This is a genomic window from Cellulomonas hominis, assembly GCF_901521055.1.
GTDB classification, from domain to species: Bacteria; Actinomycetota; Actinomycetes; order Actinomycetales; family Cellulomonadaceae; genus Cellulomonas; species Cellulomonas endometrii.
This window is the reverse complement of the sequence record NZ_CABEGA010000042.1, coordinates 1-21346: the sequence shown is the minus strand read 5'-3', so window position 1 is coordinate 21346 and position 21346 is coordinate 1. Positions and strand designations below refer to the sequence as shown.

General features: G+C 75.6%; 19 protein-coding genes. 6 read left to right on the top strand and 13 right to left on the bottom strand.

The window, feature by feature from the left end:
• Positions 1–21: 21 nt before the first annotated feature.
• Positions 22–783, top strand: a complete 762-nt coding sequence (locus KJP73_RS12130) for an AzlC family ABC transporter permease (protein WP_249669335.1) — start codon at positions 22–24, stop codon at positions 781–783.
• Positions 780–1100, top strand: a complete 321-nt coding sequence (locus KJP73_RS12125; protein ID WP_213283119.1) for an AzlD domain-containing protein — start codon at positions 780–782, stop codon at positions 1098–1100. The genes KJP73_RS12130 and KJP73_RS12125 overlap by 4 nt, the downstream gene beginning before the upstream one ends.
• A 4-nt stretch (positions 1101–1104) precedes the next feature.
• On the opposite strand, the gene KJP73_RS12120 is transcribed toward KJP73_RS12125, so the two are convergent.
• Positions 1105–1929 carry a thymidylate synthase gene (locus KJP73_RS12120; RefSeq protein ID WP_213283118.1) on the bottom strand — a complete coding sequence of 275 codons (825 nt, stop codon included), beginning with the start codon at positions 1927–1929 and terminating at the stop codon, positions 1105–1107.
• Positions 1926–2957: a P1 family peptidase gene (locus KJP73_RS12115; protein ID WP_249669338.1), complete on the bottom strand. Its 1032-nt coding sequence runs from the start codon at positions 2955–2957 to the stop codon at positions 1926–1928. The genes KJP73_RS12120 and KJP73_RS12115 overlap by 4 nt, the downstream gene beginning before the upstream one ends.
• A gap of 195 nt (positions 2958–3152) precedes the next feature.
• On the opposite strand from KJP73_RS12115, the gene KJP73_RS12110 reads away from it, so the two are divergent.
• The 3 genes from KJP73_RS12110 to KJP73_RS12100 all read left to right on the top strand — a co-directional run bounded on the left by KJP73_RS12110 (position 3153) and on the right by KJP73_RS12100 (position 7073).
• Positions 3153–4625 (top strand): NAD-dependent succinate-semialdehyde dehydrogenase, encoded by a 1473-nt coding sequence (locus KJP73_RS12110; RefSeq protein ID WP_213283116.1) that lies wholly within the window; start codon positions 3153–3155, stop codon positions 4623–4625.
• 5 nt (positions 4626–4630) lie between these two features.
• Positions 4631–5194 (top strand): GNAT family N-acetyltransferase, encoded by a 564-nt coding sequence (locus KJP73_RS12105; protein WP_213283115.1) that lies wholly within the window; start codon positions 4631–4633, stop codon positions 5192–5194.
• Positions 5195–5342: 148 nt separating this feature from the next.
• Entirely contained in the window at positions 5343–7073 is a 1731-nt protein-coding gene (locus KJP73_RS12100) for a putative bifunctional diguanylate cyclase/phosphodiesterase (RefSeq protein WP_213283114.1), read from the top strand.
• A 48-nt stretch (positions 7074–7121) separates the two neighbouring features.
• Here the strand turns inward: KJP73_RS12100 and KJP73_RS12095 are convergent, their stop codons facing one another.
• From KJP73_RS12095 to KJP73_RS12055, 9 genes are all read right to left on the bottom strand, one after another.
• A complete protein-coding gene (locus KJP73_RS12095) occupies positions 7122–7580 on the bottom strand; it encodes a tetratricopeptide repeat protein (protein WP_213283133.1) in 459 nt (152 codons plus the stop codon).
• Between the two features lie 92 nt (positions 7581–7672).
• The gene (gene dapB / locus KJP73_RS12090) at positions 7673–8446 is read right to left on the bottom strand and encodes a 4-hydroxy-tetrahydrodipicolinate reductase (RefSeq protein ID WP_283770233.1); all 774 of its coding nucleotides are present in this window, start codon (positions 8444–8446) and stop codon (positions 7673–7675) included.
• 11 nt (positions 8447–8457) lie between these two features.
• A complete protein-coding gene (locus KJP73_RS12085; RefSeq protein WP_213283113.1) occupies positions 8458–9327 on the bottom strand; it encodes a hypothetical protein in 870 nt (289 codons plus the stop codon).
• A gap of 137 nt (positions 9328–9464) precedes the next feature.
• The gene (locus tag KJP73_RS12080; RefSeq protein WP_213283112.1) at positions 9465–10793 is read right to left on the bottom strand and encodes a M16 family metallopeptidase; all 1329 of its coding nucleotides are present in this window, start codon (positions 10791–10793) and stop codon (positions 9465–9467) included.
• A 1-nt stretch (position 10794) separates the two neighbouring features.
• A complete protein-coding gene (locus KJP73_RS12075) occupies positions 10795–13032 on the bottom strand; it encodes a polyribonucleotide nucleotidyltransferase (RefSeq protein ID WP_213283111.1) in 2238 nt (745 codons plus the stop codon).
• A gap of 253 nt (positions 13033–13285) precedes the next feature.
• The gene (gene rpsO, locus KJP73_RS12070) at positions 13286–13555 is read right to left on the bottom strand and encodes a 30S ribosomal protein S15 (protein WP_179685891.1); all 270 of its coding nucleotides are present in this window, start codon (positions 13553–13555) and stop codon (positions 13286–13288) included.
• Between the two features lie 103 nt (positions 13556–13658).
• The gene (locus KJP73_RS12065) at positions 13659–14693 is read right to left on the bottom strand and encodes a bifunctional riboflavin kinase/FAD synthetase (protein WP_213283110.1); all 1035 of its coding nucleotides are present in this window, start codon (positions 14691–14693) and stop codon (positions 13659–13661) included.
• A gap of 284 nt (positions 14694–14977) precedes the next feature.
• Positions 14978–15883 carry a tRNA pseudouridine(55) synthase TruB gene (gene truB / locus KJP73_RS12060; RefSeq protein WP_249669336.1) on the bottom strand — a complete coding sequence of 302 codons (906 nt, stop codon included), beginning with the start codon at positions 15881–15883 and terminating at the stop codon, positions 14978–14980.
• Positions 15884–15996: 113 nt separating this feature from the next.
• Positions 15997–16641 carry a TetR/AcrR family transcriptional regulator gene (locus KJP73_RS12055; protein WP_249669334.1) on the bottom strand — a complete coding sequence of 215 codons (645 nt, stop codon included), beginning with the start codon at positions 16639–16641 and terminating at the stop codon, positions 15997–15999.
• 71 nt (positions 16642–16712) lie between these two features.
• Between KJP73_RS12055 and KJP73_RS12050 the strand changes: the two genes are divergently transcribed.
• Entirely contained in the window at positions 16713–18194 is a 1482-nt protein-coding gene (locus KJP73_RS12050) for a DHA2 family efflux MFS transporter permease subunit (RefSeq protein WP_213283108.1), read from the top strand.
• Positions 18195–18268: 74 nt separating this feature from the next.
• Here KJP73_RS12050 and rbfA read toward each other — a convergent pair whose 3' ends face one another.
• Positions 18269–18748, bottom strand: coding sequence for a 30S ribosome-binding factor RbfA (gene rbfA, locus KJP73_RS12045; protein WP_213283107.1), 480 nt, complete (start codon positions 18746–18748; stop codon positions 18269–18271).
• Between the two features lie 101 nt (positions 18749–18849).
• Positions 18850–21346, bottom strand: a 2497-nt coding sequence (gene infB, locus KJP73_RS12040) for a translation initiation factor IF-2 (RefSeq protein WP_213283106.1), incomplete at its 5' end; no start/stop codon positions are given.

Genomic DNA, 21346 nt, shown 5'->3' with positions numbered 1-21346 from the left:
CGTCGTCCTACGCTCGTCGCCGTGTCTCCCCTGCCTCCGCTCCGCACGGGCCGCGCCCCCGACCCGGCCGTCCGCGCGGCGGTCCGGACCGCGCTGTCCGTCTCCGTCGCCACGGGCCTGTACGGGGTCTCGTTCGGTGCGCTGTCGGTCGCCGCGGGCCTGGACCTGCCGCAGACGATGGCGCTGAGCCTGCTGATGTTCAGCGGCGGCTCCCAGTTCGCCGCCGTCGGCGTGATCGGGGCCGGCGGAGCCGTCGGGGCGGTCGTGGCGACCGCCGGCCTGCTCGGTGCCCGCAACGGCCTGTACGGCGTGCAGGTCGCTCCCCTGCTCGGGGCCCACGGCTGGCGGCGGCTGCTGGCGGCGCACCTCACGATCGACGAGTCGACGGCCGTCGCCACCGCGCAGCCCACCCGGGCGGCCACCCGCGCGGGGTTCTGGTGGACCGGGGTCGGGGTGCTCGTGCTGTGGAACGCCTGCACGCTGCTGGGCGCGCTCCTGGGCGACGCGCTGGGCGACCCGCGCCGCTACGGGCTGGACGCCGCGGCCGGCGCGGCGTTCCTCGCGCTGCTGTGGCCGCGGCTCTCCGGGACCGACGCGCGGCAGGTGCGGACCGTGCGGGTGGTCGCGGTCGCCGCCGCGGTCGTCGCGCTGGCGCTCACGCCCGTGGTCCCCGCGGGTGTGCCCGTGCTGGCGGCCGCGGCGCTCGCCGTCGTCGTCGGTGCGCTGGAGCGGCCGGACGGCCCCGGCGCCGGGCGGGACGACGCCCCGGTGGTGACCCCGTGAGCCGGGTCGCGGTGTGGTGGGCGGTGCTCGCGGCGTCGGTCGTCGTGCTCGCGACCAAGGTGCTGGGGCACGTGGTGCCGGAGCGGGTGCTCGCCCGGCCGCGCGTCACCCGCACCGCGGCGCTCGTCACGGCCGCGCTGCTCGCCGCCCTGGTGGCGGTGCAGGCCGGCACGTCGAACGGCGCGCTGGTCCTGGACGCCCGGGTCGTGGCCCTGGTCGTCGCCGCGGTCGCCCTGCTGCTGCGCGCGCCGTTCGTGGTGGTGGTGCTGCTCGCCGCGGCGACCGCCGCGCTGCTGCGCCGGCTCGGGATGCCCTGACGGGTCAGACCGCGACGGGCGCCTTGATCGCCGGGTGGTGCTGGTAGTCCAGCACCACGACGTCCTCGAACGTGTAGTCGAACAGCGAGGCGGCCTTGGCCAGCCGCAGCGTCGGGAACGGGTACGGCTCGCGGGTCAGCTGCTCGCGGACCTGCTCCACGTGGTTGTCGTAGATGTGGCAGTCGCCGCCGGTCCAGATGAAGTCGCCGACCTCGAGGCCGACCTGCTGGGCCACCATGTGCGTGAGCAGGGCGTAGGACGCGATGTTGAACGGCACCCCGAGGAACAGGTCCGCCGACCGCTGGTAGAGCTGGCAGGACAGCTTCCCGTCCGCCACGTAGAACTGGAAGAACGCGTGGCACGGCGCCAGCGCCATGGACGGGATGTCGGCCACGTTCCACGCCGAGACGATGTGCCGGCGGGAGTCCGGGTCGGCGCGCAGCGCGTCCAGGACCTGCGCGAGCTGGTCGATGGTGCCGCCGTCCGGCGTGGGCCAGGACCGCCACTGCACGCCGTACACCGGGCCGAGGTCGCCGTCCTCGTCGGCCCACTCGTCCCAGATCCGCACGCCGTTGGCCTGCAGCCAGCGCACGTTCGACTCGCCGCGCAGGAACCACAGCAGCTCCCCCACGACCGACTTCAGGTGCACGCGCTTGGTCGTGACCAGCGGGAAGCCCTGCGTCAGGTCGAACCGCATCTGGTGGCCGAACACGCTGCGCGTGCCGGTGCCGGTGCGGTCGCCCTTCGGGGTGCCCGTCTCGAGCACGAGGCGCAGCAGCTCCTCGTACGGCGTGGCGGAAGGACGGGTGTCGGGCAGGCCGGACGTCATGCCCCCATCGTAGGCAGCGGACCGTCCCACGCCGGCAGGTCGACCCGGGGTGTCCGCACGCCCTGCGCGCTGCGGATCCCGTCGATCACGGCGAGCTCCAGGGCCCGGGCGGCCGCGGCCTGCACCTGGACCAGGGCACCGACCCGGGCGGCGCGCTCCGCCGGACCCGCCGGCAGCGGCGCGGCGCCCGTCGCGAGGGCGAACACGGTGTCGCCGTCGACGAGTGTGTGGACGGGGTCGAGGGCGCGCGCCAGGCCGGCGTGCGCGGCGGTGGCGGTGCGGGACGTCTCGGCGGGGTCGAGCGCGGCGTTCGTGGCGACCACCGCGACGGTCGTGTTGAGCGGCGCGCCGGTGCTGGTGGTGGGCTCGCCGGTCGTGCCGGGCCGGCCCGGGGCGCCGGGCTGCCCCGGGGGAACCGGCGCGTCGGGCCACGGCGCGCCGACCGGGACCCCGGCGGCGTTCACCACCGCGAGCGCCCCGACGACCACGTGGTCCAGCGGGGCGGGCAGCCGCACCGCGGCGGTCCCCACCCCGCCCTTGCGCCGCTGCATCGCGATGGCCGCCCCGGTGCCCGCCCCGACGGAACCCCGCTCGACGTCCGCGCCCTCCGCGCTCGCCCCCGCGGCCACCGCCGCCTCGTAGCCCAGGGGTTCGTCCGGGTGCGCGTCGAACCGCCCGCCGCGCCCCAGGTCGAACACCGCGGCGGCCGGCACGATCGGCACCACCTCGCCCGGCGCCTCCCCCACGCGGTAGCCGCGGTCGTGCTCCGCGAGCCACCGCTGCACCCCGTGCGCCGTCACCAGCCCGTACGCCGACCCGCCGGTGAGCACGACGGAGTCCGCGGTCGGCACGAGCGTGCGCGGGTCGAGCGCGTCCGTCTCGTGCGTGCCCGGCCCGCCGCCGCGGACGTCCACCCCGGCGACCGTGCCCGGCGGCGGGAGGACCACCGTGACGCCGGTGAGCCACCCGTCGCCGGTGCGCTGCGCGTGCCCGACGCGGACGCCGGGCACGTCGGTGATCCCCGGCAGCCGCTCGGCCCCCGCGCCCGGCGGAGCGGGGTCGGCGCCCGGCAGGACGGACGGCGCCGCGTCGGGCGCGGGCTCGGGTGCGGGCTGGGGTGCGCGGTCGGCCATGGCCCCACCGTGCCACGGCGCCGGGCTCCCGCGGCACGGCGCTGCGGCGCAGGGGGTGCCGCAGCGCCGGGTGAGCGCGACACTGGGCCCATGTCGTCCTCGCCGCTGCCGCCCTACGTCGCCGCGCACACCCCGACGGGGCTGCTGATCGACGGGCACTGGCGGCACGCCTCGGGCGGCGGCACGTTCCCCGTGGCGGACCCGGCGACCACCGAGGTGCTGTTCGAGGTCGCGGACGCGACGCCGGACGACGGCCTCGCCGCCCTGGACGCCGCGCACCGTGCCTTCCCGGTGTGGCGCGACGTGTCCCCGCGGACGCGCTCGGACGTGCTGCGGGCCGTTTTCGACGCCATGACGGCACGGGCCGAGGACCTCGCCGCCCTGGTCACGGCCGAGGGCGGCAAGCCGCTGGCGGAGTCCCGCGCGGAGGTCGCCTACGCCGCGGAGTACGTGCGCTGGTACTCGGAGCAGGCGGTCCGGCTCGACGGCCTGACCCGGCGCGCCCCGGCGGGCACGCACCACCAGCTGGTCCTGCGCCGGCCGGTCGGCCCCGCCCTGCTCATCACGCCGTGGAACTTCCCGATCGCGATGATCACCCGCAAGGTGGCGCCCGCGCTGGCGGCCGGCTGCCCCGTGGTGATCAAGCCGGCGCAGCTCACACCGCTGACCACCGCCTACTTCGCGGAGCTGCTGCGCGAGGAGCTCGACGCGCGGGACCTGCCCGCGGGCGTGGTGAACGCCGTCCCCACGTCCTCGTCCCGCGCCCTGACCGCACCGGTGCTCGCCGACGCGCGGCTGCGCAAGCTGTCGTTCACCGGCTCCACCGAGGTCGGCCGGACCCTGCTGCGGCAGGCCGCCGACGGCATCCTGCGCACGTCGATGGAGCTGGGCGGGAACGCGCCGTTCCTCGTGTTCGACGACGCCGACCTGGACGCGGCCGTCGAGGGCGCCGTCGCCGCGAAGATGCGCAACGCGGGCCAGACCTGCGTGGCGGCGAACCGGTTCCTGGTGCAGGAGTCCGTCGCGGCGGAGTTCACCGACCGGCTCACCGCCGCGTTCGACGCCCTGGTCGTCGGACACGGCACCGAGCCCGGCGTGACCGTGGGCCCGCTGATCGAGCGGTCCGCCGTCGAGCGGGTCTCCGACCTGGTCGCCGAGGCGGCGGACGCGGGCGCCCGCGTGCGGACCGGCGGGGAGCGCCCCGCGGGGCGCGGGCACTTCTACCAGCCGACCGTCCTGGACCGCGTGCCGGAGGACGCGCGCGCCGTCCGGGAGGAGATCTTCGGACCCGTCGCGCCCGTGGTCACGTTCGGCTCCGAGGCGGACGGCGTCCGGCTGGCCAACGCCACCGAGTACGGGCTGGTCGCGTACGCCTACACGCGCGACGTCGGCCGGGTCATGCGCCTGGCCGAGCAGGTCGAGGCCGGCATGCTCGGCGTCAACCGCGGCATGGTGTCGGACGCCAGCGCACCGTTCGGAGGCGTCAAGCACTCGGGCATCGGGCGGGAGGGCGGCGAGGCCGGGATCGAGGAGTACCTCGAGACCCGCTACGTGGCATTGTGACCCGCATGCCCGGACCCCTCCTGCCCTCGACCTCCGACGTCTCGGTGCGGCCCGCCGTCCCCGGTGACGAGCGGGCGATCGCCGCCGTCCAGCTCGCCGCCTGGCGCGCCACCCACGGCGAGACGCTGGGCGCCGGGGTGCTGGACCGGATCGACCCCGCCCGGCTCACCGAGCAGTGGGCGACCGCGATCACCGCCCCGCCGGGCCGCGGCTACCGCGTGCTCGTCGCCGTCCACGGCCCGCGGCTCGTGGGGTTCGCGTCGGTCGTGCCCGTCACCGCGCCCCCCGGGTCGGGCGACGACACCCCCGGCGGGGAGATCCTGGCGCTCGAGGTCGAGCCGGGCGAGCGGCGCCTCGGGCACGGTTCGCGCCTGCTGGCCGCGGTGGTCGACCTGCTCCGCGACGAGGACCGCGCGACGAGCGTGCAGACCTGGGTCGTCGAGGGCGACACGGCGCGCGAGCAGTTCCTCGGCTCCGCGGGGCTCGGCGACGTCGGCGCGCGCCGGGTCCTCGGCGAGGAGGACGACCCCCGCGAGATCACCGAGCACCTCTGGGGCGCCTCGATCTGACCCCGGGCCGGCGCGCTGGTGCGGACGGGTGAGGCCGTCACCCGGCCGTGGTGACCGGCGGGTGCGGCCGGTGAACGGCCGGCGAACACCCGGCGGCGGGGCGCGGCGGAGCCTCAGGTCAGCGCGCCGGAGGGCGATGGTCACGGACGTGGCAGCCCCTCAGACCCGCGCGCCCTGGCGGCGCGCCGACCGTGGCCGGGCGCTCGCCGACCTCGTGTCCACCCCCGTCGTCGTCGCCCCCACCGACTCGTGCGAGGCGGTGGACGTGGGGTTCCGCAGCCGGTGGACCGGCTCCTCCGTGCTGGTCGCGCCCCGGGAGGCGGGCGGCCCGCACGGCATGGTCGCCCGCAAGGACTTCCTGACGACGATGACCGGCCGGTACGGGTTCGGGCGGTCGCTGTGGGCCCGGCGCCCGGTCGCGGACGTCGCGCGGTGGGACGTGCCCTGGGTCGACGTCGGTGCCTCCCTGACGGAGGCGGCCGAGCGGCTCGCGGCGGGCGACAGCTACTCGGACATGGTCGTCACGGGCCCGGGCGGTGCCCCGGTCGGGATCCTCGACCCGACGACGCTGATGGAGGCCCTCGCGGCGGAGCTCGCGCACGAGGCCTCGCACGACCACCTGACCGGCGTGACGTCCCGCGCGCGGTTCGTCGACGGGCTGCGTGACCTGTGCGACGCGGCGCGGTCCGGCCGCGGTGCGGTCGTGCTGGCCTTCCTCGACCTGGACCGGCTGAAGGAGGTCAACGACACGCTGGGCCACTCGTTCGGCGACGCGCTGCTGCACTCGGTGGCGACACGCCTCGGGGCGACGTCCCGGCCCGGGGACGTGGTCGGCCGGCTCGGCGGCGACGAGTTCGCGCTCGCCCGCCTGCTGCCCCCGCAGACGCCGGACGACACCTGGCGGGTCCACGCCCTGGGCCTGGGCGAGCAGCTGCGCGCGGCGATCGCGGCGCACGACCCGGCGCTGCCCGTGCCGGCGCACTCGCGCGTCAGCGTGGGGCTGGCCATCGGCGCCGGGGCGCTGGTCGACAGCGACCGGCTGCTGCGCGAGGCGGACCTGGCGATGTACGGGGCCAAGAAGTCCGGCGGCGACCGCGTCCGGCTCGCGGGTGCCGACACCGGTCCCCCCGAGGTCGAGACCGCGGCGTGGGCGGGTCTCGAGGTGCACTACCAGCCCATCGCGGCGACCGCGGACGGCTCGGTCCGCGAGGTGGAGGCGCTGCTCCGCAGCCGCGCGGACGACGGCACCCTGGGCGGCCCGCTCGAGCCCCTGGGCCGCGCCGCCCGGGCGGGGCGCGCGCTCGACCTGGACCTGTGGGTGCTGGACCGGGCCTGCCGCGACCTGGCCGCGTGGCAGGCGGACCCCGCGGTCCGCGCGCCCGAGGTCGTCAACGTGAACCTGTCCCCCTGGGCGCTGGACGAGCTCCAGCTCGCCGAGCGGGTGCTGGCGGTGCTGGCCGCGACCGGCACCGCGCCCGGCGCCGTCCGCCTGGAGCTGTCCGAGGCGGCGACCGAGGCGCAGATCGTGCGGGCCCACCCGGCCCTGCGGGCGCTGCGAGCGGCCGGCGTCCCGATCGCCCTGGACGACCTCGGCGGCGCGATGTCCGGCCTGCGGCAGGTGACCCGCCTGCCGGTGGACGTCGTGAAGATCGACCGCTCCGTCGTCGCCGGGATGCTCGACGACCCGATGGACGCGCTGCTGGTCGAGCTCGTGCACCGGATGGCGACCGACCGCGGCATGGCGGTCGTCGCGGAGGGCGTGGAGTCCCCCGAGCAGCTCGACGCCCTGCGGGCGGCCGGGATCCCGCTGGTCCAGGGCTACCTCGTCGCGCGCCCGATGCCCGCCGACGCCCTGACCCGCTACCTGACCCCGGCCTGAGGCGACCCCGCGCGGGGGGTCACCGCGCTGGAGGTCACAGCGCGGCGGTCACAGGGCGGGCGGGGCGCCCGTGCCGCGGCCGCGGTGCAGGCGGCTGGCGTGCCGGAGGACCGCGCGGGCCCGCCGGCGGTCCCCCGCGGCGTCGTACGCGAACGCCAGCCGGTACCACGCGCCCCAGTCGTCCGGGTCGGCGGCCTCCGCCTCGGCGCGGGCGCCGTCGAAGGCGGCGGTGGCGGCGGCCCGGTCGATCCGGCCGCCCGGGCTGCGCGGCAGGTCGTCCACCGGGAGCTCGCCCCGGTCGGCGAGCTCGTCGGCCATCCGCTGCACGTCGATCGCCAGCAGCCACTCCCGGGCGACGAGCACGAGCACCAGCAGCGGCAGCACCGCGAACGCGATGCCGAGCGCGATGCCGACGGGCTCCTCGGTCCGGATGAGCGCGAGCGCCCGGCCGGCGACCACCCAGACGTAGAGCGCCAGCAGGGCCGTCAGCGCGAGTGCCGCGACCAGCGACGTCCGTCGGCGGCGCTCCCCGCCCGCGGGCCGCTCGGGCCCGTGGGATGCGCCGGTCCGGTCGGGGTCCGTGGGGCCGGTCACGCGCGTCAGCCCAGGTCCAGGTAGTGCTCGAGCCCGACGGTCAGCCCGGGTCGCCCGCCGACCGTCCGCACCGCGTGCAGCACGCCCGGCATGAACGACACCCGGTCGAACGAGTCGTGCCGGATGGTCAGCTGCTCCCCCGGGTTGCCCAGCAGGATCTCCTCGTGCGCGACCAGCCCGCGCAGGCGCACGGCGTGCACGCGGACCCCGTCGACGTCCGCGCCGCGCGCGCCGTCCAGGGCGGTGGCCGTGGCGTCGGGGACGGGGCCGAGCCCGGCGTCGCGGCGGGCGCGGGCGATCGCCTGCGCGGTGTGCCGCGCGGTGCCGGACGGCGCGTCGACCTTGTCCGGGTGGTGCAGCTCGACCACCTCGACGGACTCGAACCAGCGGGCGGCGCGGGCGGCGAACGCCATCGCGAGCACCGCCCCGAGCGCGAAGTTCGGGGCGACGAGCACCCCGACGCCCGGACGCTGCTCGAGGTCCGCGGCGACCCGGCCGAGCGACTCGGGGGTCCAGCCGGTGGTGCCGACCACGACGTGCACGCCCTGCGCCACGAGCGACCGGACGTTCGCCTCGGTGACCGAGGGGACGGTGAAGTCGACGGCCACCCGTGCGCCCGTCGCGGCGACCGCGCCGACGTCGTCGCCGTGCTCGAGGGCGGCCACCAGCTCCAGGTCCGGCGCCGCCTCGACGGCCGCCACGACCGCGCGGCCCATGCGTCCGGCCGCGCCGAGCACGGCTACCGGTGTCGAGTCGATGCTGCCGTCAGGTGAGGTCACGGGACGTCACCCTAGACGGTCGCCAGCACCTCCTCCATGCCGCGCACGGCCCGGCGCAGCTCCAGCGCGCTCAGACCGGTGAACCGCTCCACCTCCCGCTGCGGGTACCCGGCGTCGCAGTACGCACGCAGCACGGCGACCACGCGCAGGGCGTCCCCGCGGTCGTCGACGCCGAGCTCGCGGACCGCGCACCACATCCGCACCGCGGACAGGAACGCGGCGGGCGTGACGCCGAGGTGCTGGGTCGTCAGGGCGTGCAGCGAGGCGAGCGACCGGTCGACGGAGCGGGCCAGGTCGATCGAGCGGAGCAGGCCGCGCTCGTCGTCCGCGAGCCGCACCACGCGGTCCAGGTCGTCCCGGTCGCCGACGGGCACGGGCCGGCGCACCGCGCCCACCAGGGCCTCCTCCAGCTCCCGCGCCGCGGCCCGCGCACCGGCGTCCTCGTCCCCGCCGGGCGTCGTCGCGGCCGCCCAGGCCGCGGCCAGCCGGTCCTCGAGCACCCCCTCGCCCAGCCCGAGCGCCTCGCCCAGCGGCCGGTGGTCGTCGACCAGGAACCCGCCGGGGTGCAGCGCGGACAGCGCCCACGGGGCGAGCCGGGCGCCGACCTCCCACGACGGGGCGGCGGGGTCGTCGGGGAGCACCACCTGCGGCACGCTCCGCGGCCCGCGCAGCACGCTGCCGATCACCTCGGTCTCGCGGGTGAGCGGGTCCACCCACCGCACCGGCCCGCCCATGCGGACCACGGCCGCCGGGCGCCCGTCGGGCAGCGCCACGCGCGGCGGCGCGCCGTGCGGACCCCGCGCCGCCCACAGCGCCTCCACCAGCCCCGGCGAGCGGGGCGCGACGGCGACGGAGCGGCGGGTGAGCGTGACGGCGGCCATGCGTCCATGATCCGCCCGGGGGTCGCCGCGGGGAACGGGACCTCCGGCCCGGATCGGCCGCGGACGCCAGGAGCCGGGCCCCGCGACGGGGACCCGGCTCCTGGTCGGTCGTGCGGGCCGGTGGACCCGCGGGTGGCTCAGTCCCCGAAGGGGCCGACGCGCACCACCGAGCGCGGCCGCGACGCGAGGTCGGCGGCGAGCTCCTGGACGTCGCGCGCCGTGACCGCGCGGACGCGGTCGAGCGACTCCTGCGTGGACAGCAGCTCCCCGTGCACGAGCTCGGACTTGCCGAGCCGGGACATCCGGGAGCCGGAGTCCTCGAGGCCGAGCACCAGGCTGCCGGACAGCTGCCCGACGGACCGGCGCAGCTCGGCGTCGGTGAGGCCCGAGTCCGCGAGGCGCTCGAGCTCGGCGACGAGCAGGTCCGTGACCTGGTCGACCTTGCCCGGCGCGCAGCCGGCGTACAGCCCGAACACGCCCGTGTCGGCGTGGCCGGACGCGAACGAGTACGTCGAGTACGCCAGGCCCCGCTTCTCGCGGATCTCCTGGAACAGCCGCGACGACATGCCGCCGCCCAGCGCCGCGTTCAGCACCGAGAGCGTGAACCGCCGGGGGTCCGTGGCCGTGAGGCCGGTGCCGCCGACGATGACGTTCGCCTGCTCGGTGGAGCGCCGCACGGTGACCCGCTCGGCCTGCGCCGTCACGGCGACCGCGTCCCGGACGTCCCGGCGGCCGGCGGGCGCGTCGCCCTCGGGCAGCGTCCAGCCGCCGTCGGTCAGCGCGCGGGCCACCTGCGCCGCGAGGGCGTCGTGGTCGACGTTCCCGGCGGCCGTCATGACGAGCGTGGCCGGCCGGTAGTGCTGCCGGTAGTGCTCCCAGACGGCGTCCCGCGGCACGGCCCGGATGGTCTCGGGCGTGCCACCGATCGGGCGGCCGAGCGGGTGGTCGCCCAGGACGACCGTCGCGAACCGCTCGTGCACGACGTCGCTCGGGTCGTCGTCGTTCATCGCGAGCTCTTCGAGGATCACGCCGCGCTCGGTCTCGAGCTCGTCGGCGTCGAGCCGCGCCGAGGTGACCATGTCCGCGATGACGTCGACCGCCATCGGCAGGTCCTCGTCCAGGACCCGGGCGTAGTAGCAGGTGTGCTCCTTGCCCGTGGCGGCGTTGGCCTCGCCGCCGACCTCGTCGAACGCCTCGGCGATGTCCATCGCCGTGCGCCGCGCGGTGCCCTTGAACAGCAGGTGCTCGAGGAAGTGCGTCGAGCCGTGGTGCCCGTCGCTCTCGTCCCGGGAACCCACGCCGACCCACGCCCCCACGGACGCGGACCGCATCCCGGGGACGTGCTCCGTGAGGAGGCGGACCCCGCCGGGCAGGACGGAGCGACGGACGTCGCCGTCGCCCGCCTGCCCGGCGGTCACGTCGCTGCCCGGGTCACCGGGCGCGACGAGAGGGAGGTCCAGCGGCACGTCAGGCGTCGGCCGGCTCAGCGGCGGCCTCGGCCGCACCCTCGCCGCCCTCGGCGTCCTCGGCCACGACCGCGTGCAGCGACAGCTTGCCGCGCGGGTCGATCTCGCCGATCTCGACCTGGACCTTCTGGCCCACGCCGAGGACGTCCTCGACCTTGTCGACGCGCTTGCCGCCGACGAGGCGACGGATCTGCGAGATGTGCAGCAGGCCGTCCTTGCCCGGGGACAGGGAGACGAACGCGCCGAACGTGGTCGTCTTGACGACGGTGCCGACGAAGCGCTCGCCGATCTCCGGCATGTGCGGGTTGGCGATCGCGTTGATCGCGGCCCGCGCCGCCTCGGCCGAGGGGCCGTCGGTCGCGCCGATGTAGACGGTGCCGTCGTCCTCGATGGAGATGTCGGCGCCGGTCTCCTCCTGGATCTGGTTGATCATCTTGCCCTTCGGGCCGATGACCTCGCCGATCTTGTCGACCGGCACCTTCACCGTGATGACGCGCGGGGCGTTCGGCGACATCTCGTCCGGGACGTCGATCGCCTCGTTGAGCACGTCGAGGATCGCCAGGCGGGCCTCCTTGGCCTGGGTCAGCGCGTCGGCCAGCACGGAGGCGGGGATGCCGTCGAGCTTGGTGTCGAGCTGGATGGCCGTGACGAACTCGCGGGTACCGGCGACCTTGAAGTCCATGTCGCCGAACGCGTCCTCGGCGCCCAGGATGTCGGTCAGCGCCGCGTAGCGGGTCTCACCGTTCACCGTGTCGGACACGAGGCCCATCGCGATGCCGGCGACCGGCGCGCGCAGCGGCACACCGGCGTTCAGCAGCGACAGCGTGGCCGCGCAGACCGAGCCCATCGAGGTCGAGCCGTTGGAGCCCAGCGCCTCGGAGACCTGACGGATCGCGTAGGGGAACTCCTCGCGGCTCGGCAGCACCGGCATGAGCGCGCGCTCGGCGAGAGCGCCGTGCCCGATCTCGCGCCGCTTCGGCGAGCCCACCCGGCCGGTCTCGCCGGTCGAGTAGGGCGGGAAGTTGTAGTTGTGCATGTAGCGCTTGCGCGTCTCGGGCGACAGCGAGTCGATCTGCTGCTCCATGCGGAGCATGTTCAGCGTGGTGACACCCAGGATCTGGGTCTCGCCGCGCTCGAACAGCGCCGAGCCGTGCACGCGGGGCAGGACCTCGACCTCGGCCGACAGCGTGCGGATGTCCCGCAGGCCACGGCCGTCGATGCGGAAGCCGTCCGTGAGGATGCGCTGGCGGATGACCTTCTTGGTCACCGCACGCACCGCGGCGGACAGCTCCTTCTCGCGGCCCTCGAAGGACGCGGCGAGCTCGTCGAGCACCTCGGCCTTGATCTCGTCGAGGCGGCCCTCGCGGGTCTGCTTGTCCGCGATCTGCATCGCCTCGTGGATCTTCGCCTGGGCGGCACCCTCGACGGCCTCGTACGCGTCCGGCTGGTAGTCCGGGAACGTCGGGAAGTCGCGGGTCTCCTTGGAGGCCTGCGCGGCGAGCTGCTGCTGCGCCTCGACCAGGGCGCGGATGAACGGCTTGGACGCCTCCAGGCCCTCGGCCACGACGGCCTCGGTCGGGGCGACGCCGCCCTCGTCCTTGATGAGGTTCCAGGACTTCTCCGGGGCCTCGGCCTCGATCATGGCGATCGCCACGTCGTCACCGACGACACGGCCGGCCACGACGATCTCGAACGTGGCGCGCTCGCGCTCGGTGTAGCGCGGGAACGCGACCCACTGGCCGTCGATCAGCGCGATGCGCACGGCACCGACCGGGCCGGAGAACGGCAGGCCGGAGATCTGGGTGCTGATGGACGCCGCGTTGATCGCGAGCACGTCGTACGCGTCGTCCGGGTGGATCGCCAGGACGGTGATGACGACCTGGACCTCGTTGCGCAGGCCCTTGACGAACAGCGGGCGCAGCGGGCGGTCGATCAGGCGGCAGGCCAGGATCGCGTCGGTCGACGGGCGACCCTCGCGGCGGAAGAACGAGCCGGGGATCTTGCCGGCGGCGTACTGCCGCTCCTCGACGTCCACCGTCAGCGGGAAGAAGTCGAACTGGTCCTTGGGGTGCTTGCCCGCCGTCGTCGCGGACAGCAGGGCGGTCTCGCCGTCGAGGTAGGCCATGGCCGAACCGGCGGCCTGCTTGGCCAGGCGGCCGGTCTCGAAGCGGACGGTGCGGGTGCCGAAGCGACCGTTGTCGATCACGGCCTCGGCGAACTGGATCTCGGGACCCTCCACGGGTGCCCTCCTTTGTCTCGAAGGCGCCGGACCGGTCACGGCGGTCTTCGATCGAGGTACCCGGAGCGCCGAGGCGTTCCGAGCGCCACTACCGAGGACCGGACGCGTCGACCGGCGCGGAGTGAGAAGTGGTGCTGGATGGAGCTGGGTGGTGCTGGGGTGGTGCTGGGTCGTGCGGTGGTGCGTGCCGGGACGCGGGGCCCCGACGCAGGACCAGCCCGGACCCCGATCGGGGTCCGGGCTGGTCAGGCGATCAACGGCGCAGGCCGAGCCGCTCGATGAGGCTGCGGTAGCGGTTGATGTCGACCTTCTGCAGGTAGCCGAGCAGCCGGCGGCGCTGGCCGACCAGGAGCAGCAGCCCACGGCGGCTGTGGTGGTCGTGCTTGTGCGTCTTGAGGTGCTCGGTCAGGTCCTTGATGCGCTGCGTGAGCATCGCGATCTGGACCTCGGGGGAACCGGTGTCACCCTCGTGGGTGGCGTACTCGGTCATGATGGACTGCTTGGTGGCACTGTCGAGGGGCACGACTCTCCCGGTTTGTCTCGTTGCGCGGTGCTCCGGGGCAGGTCCACCCGGGCGCTCTCGGTCCGCGGCCGTTCTGACGGCTGTCCGAGTCTAGCAGCCGACCTCAGTCCTGCTGGTCGGCCTGGTCGGCGACCGGGCGCAGCACGCCGCGGACGCCCTCGACGTCCCGGTCCATCTGCTCGACGAGCTCGTCGACCGAGTCGAACCGCAGCGTCGGCCGCAGCCGCTCCACGAAGTCCAGCACGACCTCCTCGCCGTACAGGTCGAGGTCCGTGCGGTCCAGGACGTACGCCTCCACGCGGCGCTGCACCCCGTCGAACGTGGGGTTGGTGCCGACCGACACCGCGGCGGGCAGCACCGCGTCGGGCGCGCCCGGCTCGACCCCGGGGCGGCGGAGCCAGCCCGCGTACACGCCGTCCGCGGGCACCATGCCGGCCGAGTCCGGCGACAGGTTCGCCGTGGGGTAGCCCAGGTCCCGGCCGCGCTTGTCGCCGTGCACGACGGTGCCGCGCATCCGGTGCGGCCGGCCCAGCACCCGCGCTGCCTGCCGGACGTCGCCCGCGGCGAGCAGCTCGCGCACCCACGTCGAGGACCAGCGCCGGCGCAGCGGGTCGGCCAGCGGGTCGGCGGGGCCGGCGCCCGCCGCGCCCTCGTCCCCGCCGTCGGGTGCGACGTCCTCGATGACCTCGACCGCGAAGCCGAACCGCTCCCCCAGCTCGACCATCGTCGCGAGGTCACCGGCGTTGCCCCGGCCGAACCGCACGTCCCGGCCCACCACGACGGTGCGCGCGCGCAGCCCCTCGACCAGGTACCGGCGGACGAACTCCTCGGCCGTCTGCTGCGCGAACTCCAGCGTGTAGGTGAGCAGGAGCACCGCGTCCAGGCCGGTCTGCTCGAGCAGCTCCAGGCGGTCGGTGTCGCCGGTGAGCAGCGGGGGCGCCTGCTCGGGCCGGTGCACCTGCTGGGGGTGCGGCGTGAACGTCACCGCCACCGACCGCGCACCCGCCGCCCGGGCGTCCGCCACCATGCGGGTCAGCACCCCGACGTGACCGCGGTGCACCCCGTCGAAGTTGCCGACCGTCACCACCGACGGCCCGAAGTCCGCGGGGACCTGCGCGAGGTCCGTCCAGCGATGCACTCGCACTCCCGTCGGTCCGGCGCCTCGCGGCGCGCTCCGTGCGCCGCGGTCCCCCGCGGCGCGGGGACAAGCCTGCCACGCCGCGGACGGTGCCCTGCGCGCCCCCGGCCCCGTAGCGGTGACGATCAACGGTCCCAGCACCACCGCCTCAGCACCGCCATCACCGCCGAGTGGAGACTTCTGCCGGACACGCCGAAGCGTGTCGGGCCGAACGCTCCACTCTGCGTGCGGTGCCGGGATGGGTCGGTGGGTGGACGGGTCGGCCGGTGCGGTTGGGGCGCCGGTCAGGCCGACGCGGCGGCGAACACCAGGGCGGGGCGGGCGTGCGGCCCGCGGTCCTCCAGCAGCGCGACCAGCACCCCGTCGGGCGACAGCGCCGCGACCGTCACGCCCGCGGCCGTCCCCGTCGCGGGGATCCGCTGCCCGTAGGACAACGCACGCGTCTCGGCCTCGGTGAGCTCGCGCACCGGGAACGTGGCGCGGGCGGCGTCCGCGAGCGGCAGCGTGTCCAGCGGCACGTCCGCCGGCCAGGCGTCCAGCTGCTCCAGGTCCCGCGCCACGTCCAGGCCGTAGCCGCCGACCCGGGTCCGGCGCAGGGCGGTCAGGTGGCCGCCCACGCCCAGCACCCGGCCGAGGTCCCGCGCGAGGGCGCGGATGTACGTCCCGGACGAGCACACCACCGTGACGTCCACGTCCAGCACCGCCAGGCCGGAACCGTCGGCGTCCGGGACCGGGCGCACGTCGTGCACGTCGAACCGCGCGACCGTCACGGGCCGCGCGGCGAGCTCCACGTCCTCCCCCGCGCGGACCCGGGCGTAGGCGCGCTGCCCGTCGACCTTGATCGCGCTGACGGCGCTCGGCACCTGGCTGATCGGACCCGTGAGGTCCGCGACGCCCGCGTCGAGCGCGGCCCGGGTCACCCCGGAGGCGTCGGCGCGCGCCAGCACCTCGCCCTCGGCGTCGTCCGTGGTCGTGGCGACGCCGAGCCGGACGGTCGCCGTGTACTCCTTGTCCGCGCCCACCACGTAGGTCAGCAGGCGGGTGGCCCGGCCGACACCGAGCACGAGCACGCCGGTCGCCATCGGGTCGAGGGTGCCCGCGTGCCCGACCTTCCGGGTCCCGGCCAGACCGCGCGCCCTCGCGACCACGTCGTGGCTGGTCCACCCCGCGGGCTTGTCGACGACCAGCAGGCCGTCGGGCGCGGTGGGTCGTCGCGGGCGGGCGGGCCGCTCGGCGCGGACGGGCCGCCCGTCGCGGGCGGGCCGGTCGGCGCGGGCACCCTGCGGCGCGTCCTGCGGTGCGCTCACCGTCCGACCTCGGCGCCCGTGACGGCGAGCACCTGCTCGCCCAGGCAGGACAGCAACGCGTCCATGCCCGGTTCCTCGTGCGTGTGACGGAAGGCGTCGGACGCGAGCAGCACGTTGATCAGCATGCCGTCCGCCACGAACCGGCGGGCGGCCTCGTCGGCCGCCGCGTCCGCGTCCGCGTCCGCGTCGGGGCCCTCCGGCACCTCGACCCGCTCGCGGAACAGCGCGAACACCTGCCCGAGCGTGCGGCGGGCGGTCTCCCCGATCGCGGGGTCGGCGGCCGCGGTGAACCCGTGCATCAGGACGCGGAGCAGATGGCGGTCGGCCATCAGGGACACGTATGCGCTCCCCACCCGGGCGGCCGCGTCCGGGCCCGGCTCGACGGCGCCCATCACGTCGAGGATCCGCGCGCACACCCCGCGGTAGAGGTCGAGGAACAGCTGCTGCTTCGACCCGAACAGCCGGATCACGTACGGCTGCGAGACGCCCGCGGCGCGGGCCACCTGGTCGGTGCTGGTCCCGGCGTACCCGCCCTCGGCGAACGCCGTCAGGGCCGCGGCGAGGATCTGCTCCCGCCGCTGCTCCCCCGACATCCGCGGGGCGCGGGGACTCGGTCCGGTGCTGGCGTCGACGGCGGTCATGGTTGACATGTTATCAGCGGATAACTAGCGTCTCTCTCCAAGTTATCAGTCGATGCATACAGGAGCCCGTCATGTCGACGCAGACCCGCACCCCCTTGCCGGCCGGACCGCCGGCCGGCCGTCCCGCGTCCACCCGCCGGGCCGTCCCCGTCGGCGTCGCGCTGCTCGCGGCCTCCCTGCCGATGTTCATGGCCACGCTCGACAACCTGGTCGTCACCAGCGCCCTGCCGGTGCTGCAGGCCGAGCTCGGCGCGACGCTCACCGACCTGCAGTGGGTCGTGAACGCCTACACGCTGGCCTTCGCCACGCTGATGATCACCGCCGCCACGCTCGGCGACCGCTGGGGCCGCCGCCGCACGTTCCTCGGCGGCATCGCGCTGTTCACGCTCGCGTCGATCGGCGCCGCGCTGGCCGACACCCCGGCCCTCCTGATCGCCGCGCGCGCCGTCCAGGGCGTCGGGGCGGCCGCGATCATGCCGCTGTCGCTGACCCTGCTGGCCGGCGCCGTGCCGGTCGCGCGCCGCGCGATGGCCATCGGCATCTGGGGTGGTGTCTCGGGCCTCGGCGTGGCACTCGGCCCGGTGGTCGGCGGCGCGGTGGTCGAGGGCATCTCGTGGCAGGCGATGTTCTGGATCAACGTGCCGGTCGCGCTCGTCGCCGTGCCCCTCGTCCTGCGCGCGCTGCCCGAGTCCCGGGGGCGCGCTCAGCGGCTCGACGTCCTCGGCCTGCTGCTGGCCGGTATCGGCGTGCTCGGGATCGTCTGGGGCGTCGTGCACGGCAACGAGGACGGCTGGACGTCCGCGGGCGTCCTCGGCCCGATCGTGGGCGGCGCGCTCGCCCTCGCGCTGTTCCTCCGGCACGAGGCCCGGACGCTGCACGCGCTCGTCCCCCTGCGGCTGTTCCGGTCCCGCAGCTTCGCGGTCGCCAACGTCTCGGGCTTCGCGTTCTCGCTCGGCGCGTTCGGCGCGGTGTTCCTGCTCGCGCAGTACCTGCAGATCACGCAGGGGTACTCCCCGCTGGAGGCGGGCCTGCGCACGCTGCCCTGGACCGCGGCTCCCATGGTGGTCGCGCCGCTCGCCGGCATGCTCGCCCCGCGCGTCGGAGTGCGGGTGCTGCTGACCGGCGGCCTGGTGCTGCAGTCCGCCGGGCTCGCCTGGCTGGCCGTGGCCGCCGCGGACGGCAGCTACGGCGCGCTGGTGCCGGGCCTGGTGCTCGCGGGGGTCGGCATGGGTCTGACGTTCGCGCCCAGCGCGACCGCTGTGCTCGCGGGCATGGCGCCCGACGACCACGGCACCGCGTCCTCGACCAACTCGACGTTGCGGGAGGTCGGCGTGGCGCTCGGGGTGGCCGTGCTGACGGCGGTGTTCACGGCAACCGGCGGCACGATCTCCCCCGACGGCTTCGACGCCGGGCTCCGGCCGGCCGTGCTGACCGGAGCGGCGGTGATCGCGGTCGCGGCGGTCGCGTCCCTCGCGATGCCCCGCGGCACGGGCCGCGCCGAGGTGGCGACGCCGGTGGCCGCTGCCGCGCCGGCACTGACGCCCGCGAGCTGACCGGACCAGCCGCGGAACGCCACGAGGTCGTCACCCGGGGGTGACGACCTCGTCGTGTCTTCCGGACCGCCGGATCACCGGGCCGTGGGCCCGGCGTCCGTCTCGTCGTCGTCCTGGTCGGCGCCCTCGGACTCGTCCACCGGCTTGCGGTACGGGTCCGCGTCGCCGGCGTACTGCGCCTGCTCCTGGAGCCTCGCGAGCTCCGCGTCCCGGCGCGCCGCCTCGAGCAGCGCGGCGTCCAGGTGCGCGGCGGTCTCCGGCACGGCGTCCAGGTGGAAGTCCAGCGACGGCGTCAGCCGCACGCCGGTCTGCTTGCCGACCTCGGAGCGGATCAGGCCCTTGGCGCTCTCCAGCGCCTTCGCGCTGCCCGCGCGGTCGTCCTCGTCGCCGAGCACCGTGTAGAACACGTCGGCGTGCTGGAGGTCACCCGTGACGCGCACGTCGGTCACGGTCACGAAGCCCAGACGCGGGTCCTTGACGCGGGTGTCGATCATCTGCGCGACGATCTGCTGGATGCGGTCGGCGAGCTTGCGCGCCCGCGGGTGGTCCACCATGTCTGCTCCTCCATGAAGCCCGCACGGACGGCGGGCAGACGGCCGCGGGCCCGCCCCCACGCACACCGGCGTGGGGGCAGACCCGCGGGTCACGCTGCTGGTCAGGCGCGAGGCTTCTCGCGCATCTCCCAGGTCTCGATGACGTCACCCTCGGTGAGGTCGTTGTACGACCCGAGGCCGATACCGCACTCGAAGCCCTCGCGGACCTCCGTGGCGTCGTCCTTGAACCGCTTGAGCGACTCGATGGTGAGGTTGTCGCCGATGACGTTGCCGTTCCGGAGCACCCGCGCCTTGGTGTTGCGACGGATCTCCCCGGACCGGACGATCGAGCCGGCGATGTTGCCGAACTTGGAGGAGCGGAACACCTCGCGCACCTCGGCGGTACCGAGCTGCACCTCCTCGTACTCCGGCTTGAGCATGCCCTTGAGGGCGGCCTCGACGTCGTCGATCGCCTGGTAGATGACCGAGTAGAACCGGACGTCCACGCCCTCGCGCTCGGCGAGGTCCTCCACCCGCTCCGCGTACTTGACGTTGAAGCCGATGATGATGGCGTTGTCGACCGTCGCGAGGTTGACGTCGTTCTGCGTGATGGCACCCACACCGCGGTGGATGACGCGCAGCTCGACCTCCTCGCCGACGTCGATCTTGAGCAGCGCGTCCTCCAGCGCCTCGACGGCACCGGACACGTCGCCCTTGAGGACCAGGTTGAGGGTCTCGACCTTGCCCTGCTGGAGCGCGAGCGTGAAGTCCTCGAGGCTGACGCGCTTGCGGCGCTTGGCCAGGAGGGCGGCGCGCTCGGCGGCCTCACGCTTCTCGGCGATCTGCCGCGCGGTCCGCTCGTCCGGCGCCACCAGGAAGGTGTCGCCGGCGCTCGGCACCGACGCCAGGCCGAGGACCAGCACCGGACGTGCCGGGCCCGCCTCGGTGACGTTCTCGCCGTGCTCGTCGAACATCGCACGGACGCGGCCGTGGGCCGTGCCGGCGACGATCGCGTCACCGACGTGCAGCGTGCCGGACTGGACCAGGACGGTCGCGACGGCGCCGCGGCCCTTGTCCAGGTTCGCCTCGATGGCGACACCGCGGGCGTCCTTGTCGGGGTTGGCCCGCAGGTCGAGCGCGGCGTCCGCGGTCAGCAGGACGGCCTCGAGCAGCTCGTCGATGCCCATCCGCTGCTTGGCGGAGACGTCGACGAACATGGTGTCGCCGCCGTACTCCTCGGCCACCAGGTTGTACTCGGTGAGCTGCTGGCGGATCTTGGCGGGGTTGGCCCCCTCCTTGTCCACCTTGTTGACCGCGACCACGATCGGCACGTTCGCCGCCTGGGCGTGGTTCAGCGCCTCGATGGTCTGGGGCATCACGCCGTCGTCCGCCGCGACCACGAGGATCGCGATGTCCGTCACCTGCGCACCACGGGCACGCATGGCGGTGAACGCCTCGTGACCCGGCGTGTCGATGAACGTGATGGCCCGGTCCTGGCCCTCGTGCTCGGTCCGGACCTGGTACGCACCGATGTGCTGGGTGATCCCGCCGGCCTCGCCCGCGACGACGTCCGTGGACCGGATGGCGTCGAGGAGCTTGGTCTTTCCGTGGTCGACGTGACCCATGACGGTGACGACCGGCGGACGCGGGAAGAGGTCCTCGTCGGACTCGCCCTCCAGCTCGGCGTCCAGGTCGATGTCGAAGGCCCCGAGCAGCTCGCGGTCCTCCTCCTCCGCCGAGACCATCTCCACGACGTAGCCGAGCTCGGTGGCCAGCGTGCCGAAGGTGTCCTCGTCGAGGGACTGCGTCGCCGTGGCCATCTCACCGAGGTGGAACAGCACGGTGACGAGCGAGGCCGGGTTGGCGTCGATCTTGTCCGCGAAGTCGTTCAGCGACGAGCCGTGACGCAGGCGGACGACGGTCGTGCCGTTGCCGCGGGGCACCTGCACGCCGCCGAGCGACGGCGCCTGCATCTGCTCGAACTCCTGGCGCTTCGCCCGCTTCGACTTCCGCCCGCGGACGGGACGGCCACCGGCGCGACCGAACGCGCCCTGCGTCGAGCCACGACCACCGGCACCGGGACGGCCACCGCCGCCGGGACGGCCGGCGAAGCCGCCGCCGCCACCACCGGGGCCACCGGGACGGCCACCGCCGCCGTAGCCGCCGCCACCGCCGCCACCGGGACGACCGCCGCCACCCGGACGGGCCGGGCGCTCGCCCGGACGGCCGACGCCGCTCGCGGAGCGGCCGGGCATCATGCCGGGGTTGGGGCGGGGACCGCCGGGACGCGGCGCTGCGGGACGGGGCCCGCCGGGACGCTCGCCGGCACCCGCACCGGCCGAGGCGGCCGGGGCGTCGGTACGGCGCTCGCCCGGGCGGGGCATGCCCTGCGACGGGGCGAACGGGTTGTTGCCCGGGCGCGGCGGACGCGGCCCGCCGGAGCGGGGCATGCCCTGCGACGGGGCGAACGGGTTGTTGCCCGGGCGCGGGGCGCCGGGACGTGCGCCACCGGGCCGCGGGGCCCGGGAGTCGCCACCCTGGTCGCCCGAGGGACGACCGGAGGACGGGCGCGGGGCCGGAGCCGCGGGACGGGCCGGACCGGGGCTCCGGCCCCGCGCC

What these genes read in the sequence shown, in the direction of transcription:
- KJP73_RS12120 (WP_213283118.1), bottom strand. Translation starts at nt 1,929, where the DNA reads ATGACGTCCGGCCTGCCCGACACCCGTCCTTCCGCCACGCCGTACGAG.
- KJP73_RS12110 (WP_213283116.1), top strand. Translation starts at nt 3,153, where the DNA reads ATGTCGTCCTCGCCGCTGCCGCCCTACGTCGCCGCGCACACCCCGACG.
- KJP73_RS12105 (WP_213283115.1), top strand. Translation starts at nt 4,631, where the DNA reads ATGCCCGGACCCCTCCTGCCCTCGACCTCCGACGTCTCGGTGCGGCCC.
- KJP73_RS12085 (WP_213283113.1), bottom strand. Translation starts at nt 9,327, where the DNA reads ATGGCCGCCGTCACGCTCACCCGCCGCTCCGTCGCCGTCGCGCCCCGC.
- KJP73_RS12055 (WP_249669334.1), bottom strand. Translation starts at nt 16,641, where the DNA reads ATGACCGCCGTCGACGCCAGCACCGGACCGAGTCCCCGCGCCCCGCGG.
- KJP73_RS12050 (WP_213283108.1), top strand. Translation starts at nt 16,713, where the DNA reads ATGTCGACGCAGACCCGCACCCCCTTGCCGGCCGGACCGCCGGCCGGC.
- rbfA (WP_213283107.1), bottom strand. Translation starts at nt 18,748, where the DNA reads ATGGTGGACCACCCGCGGGCGCGCAAGCTCGCCGACCGCATCCAGCAG.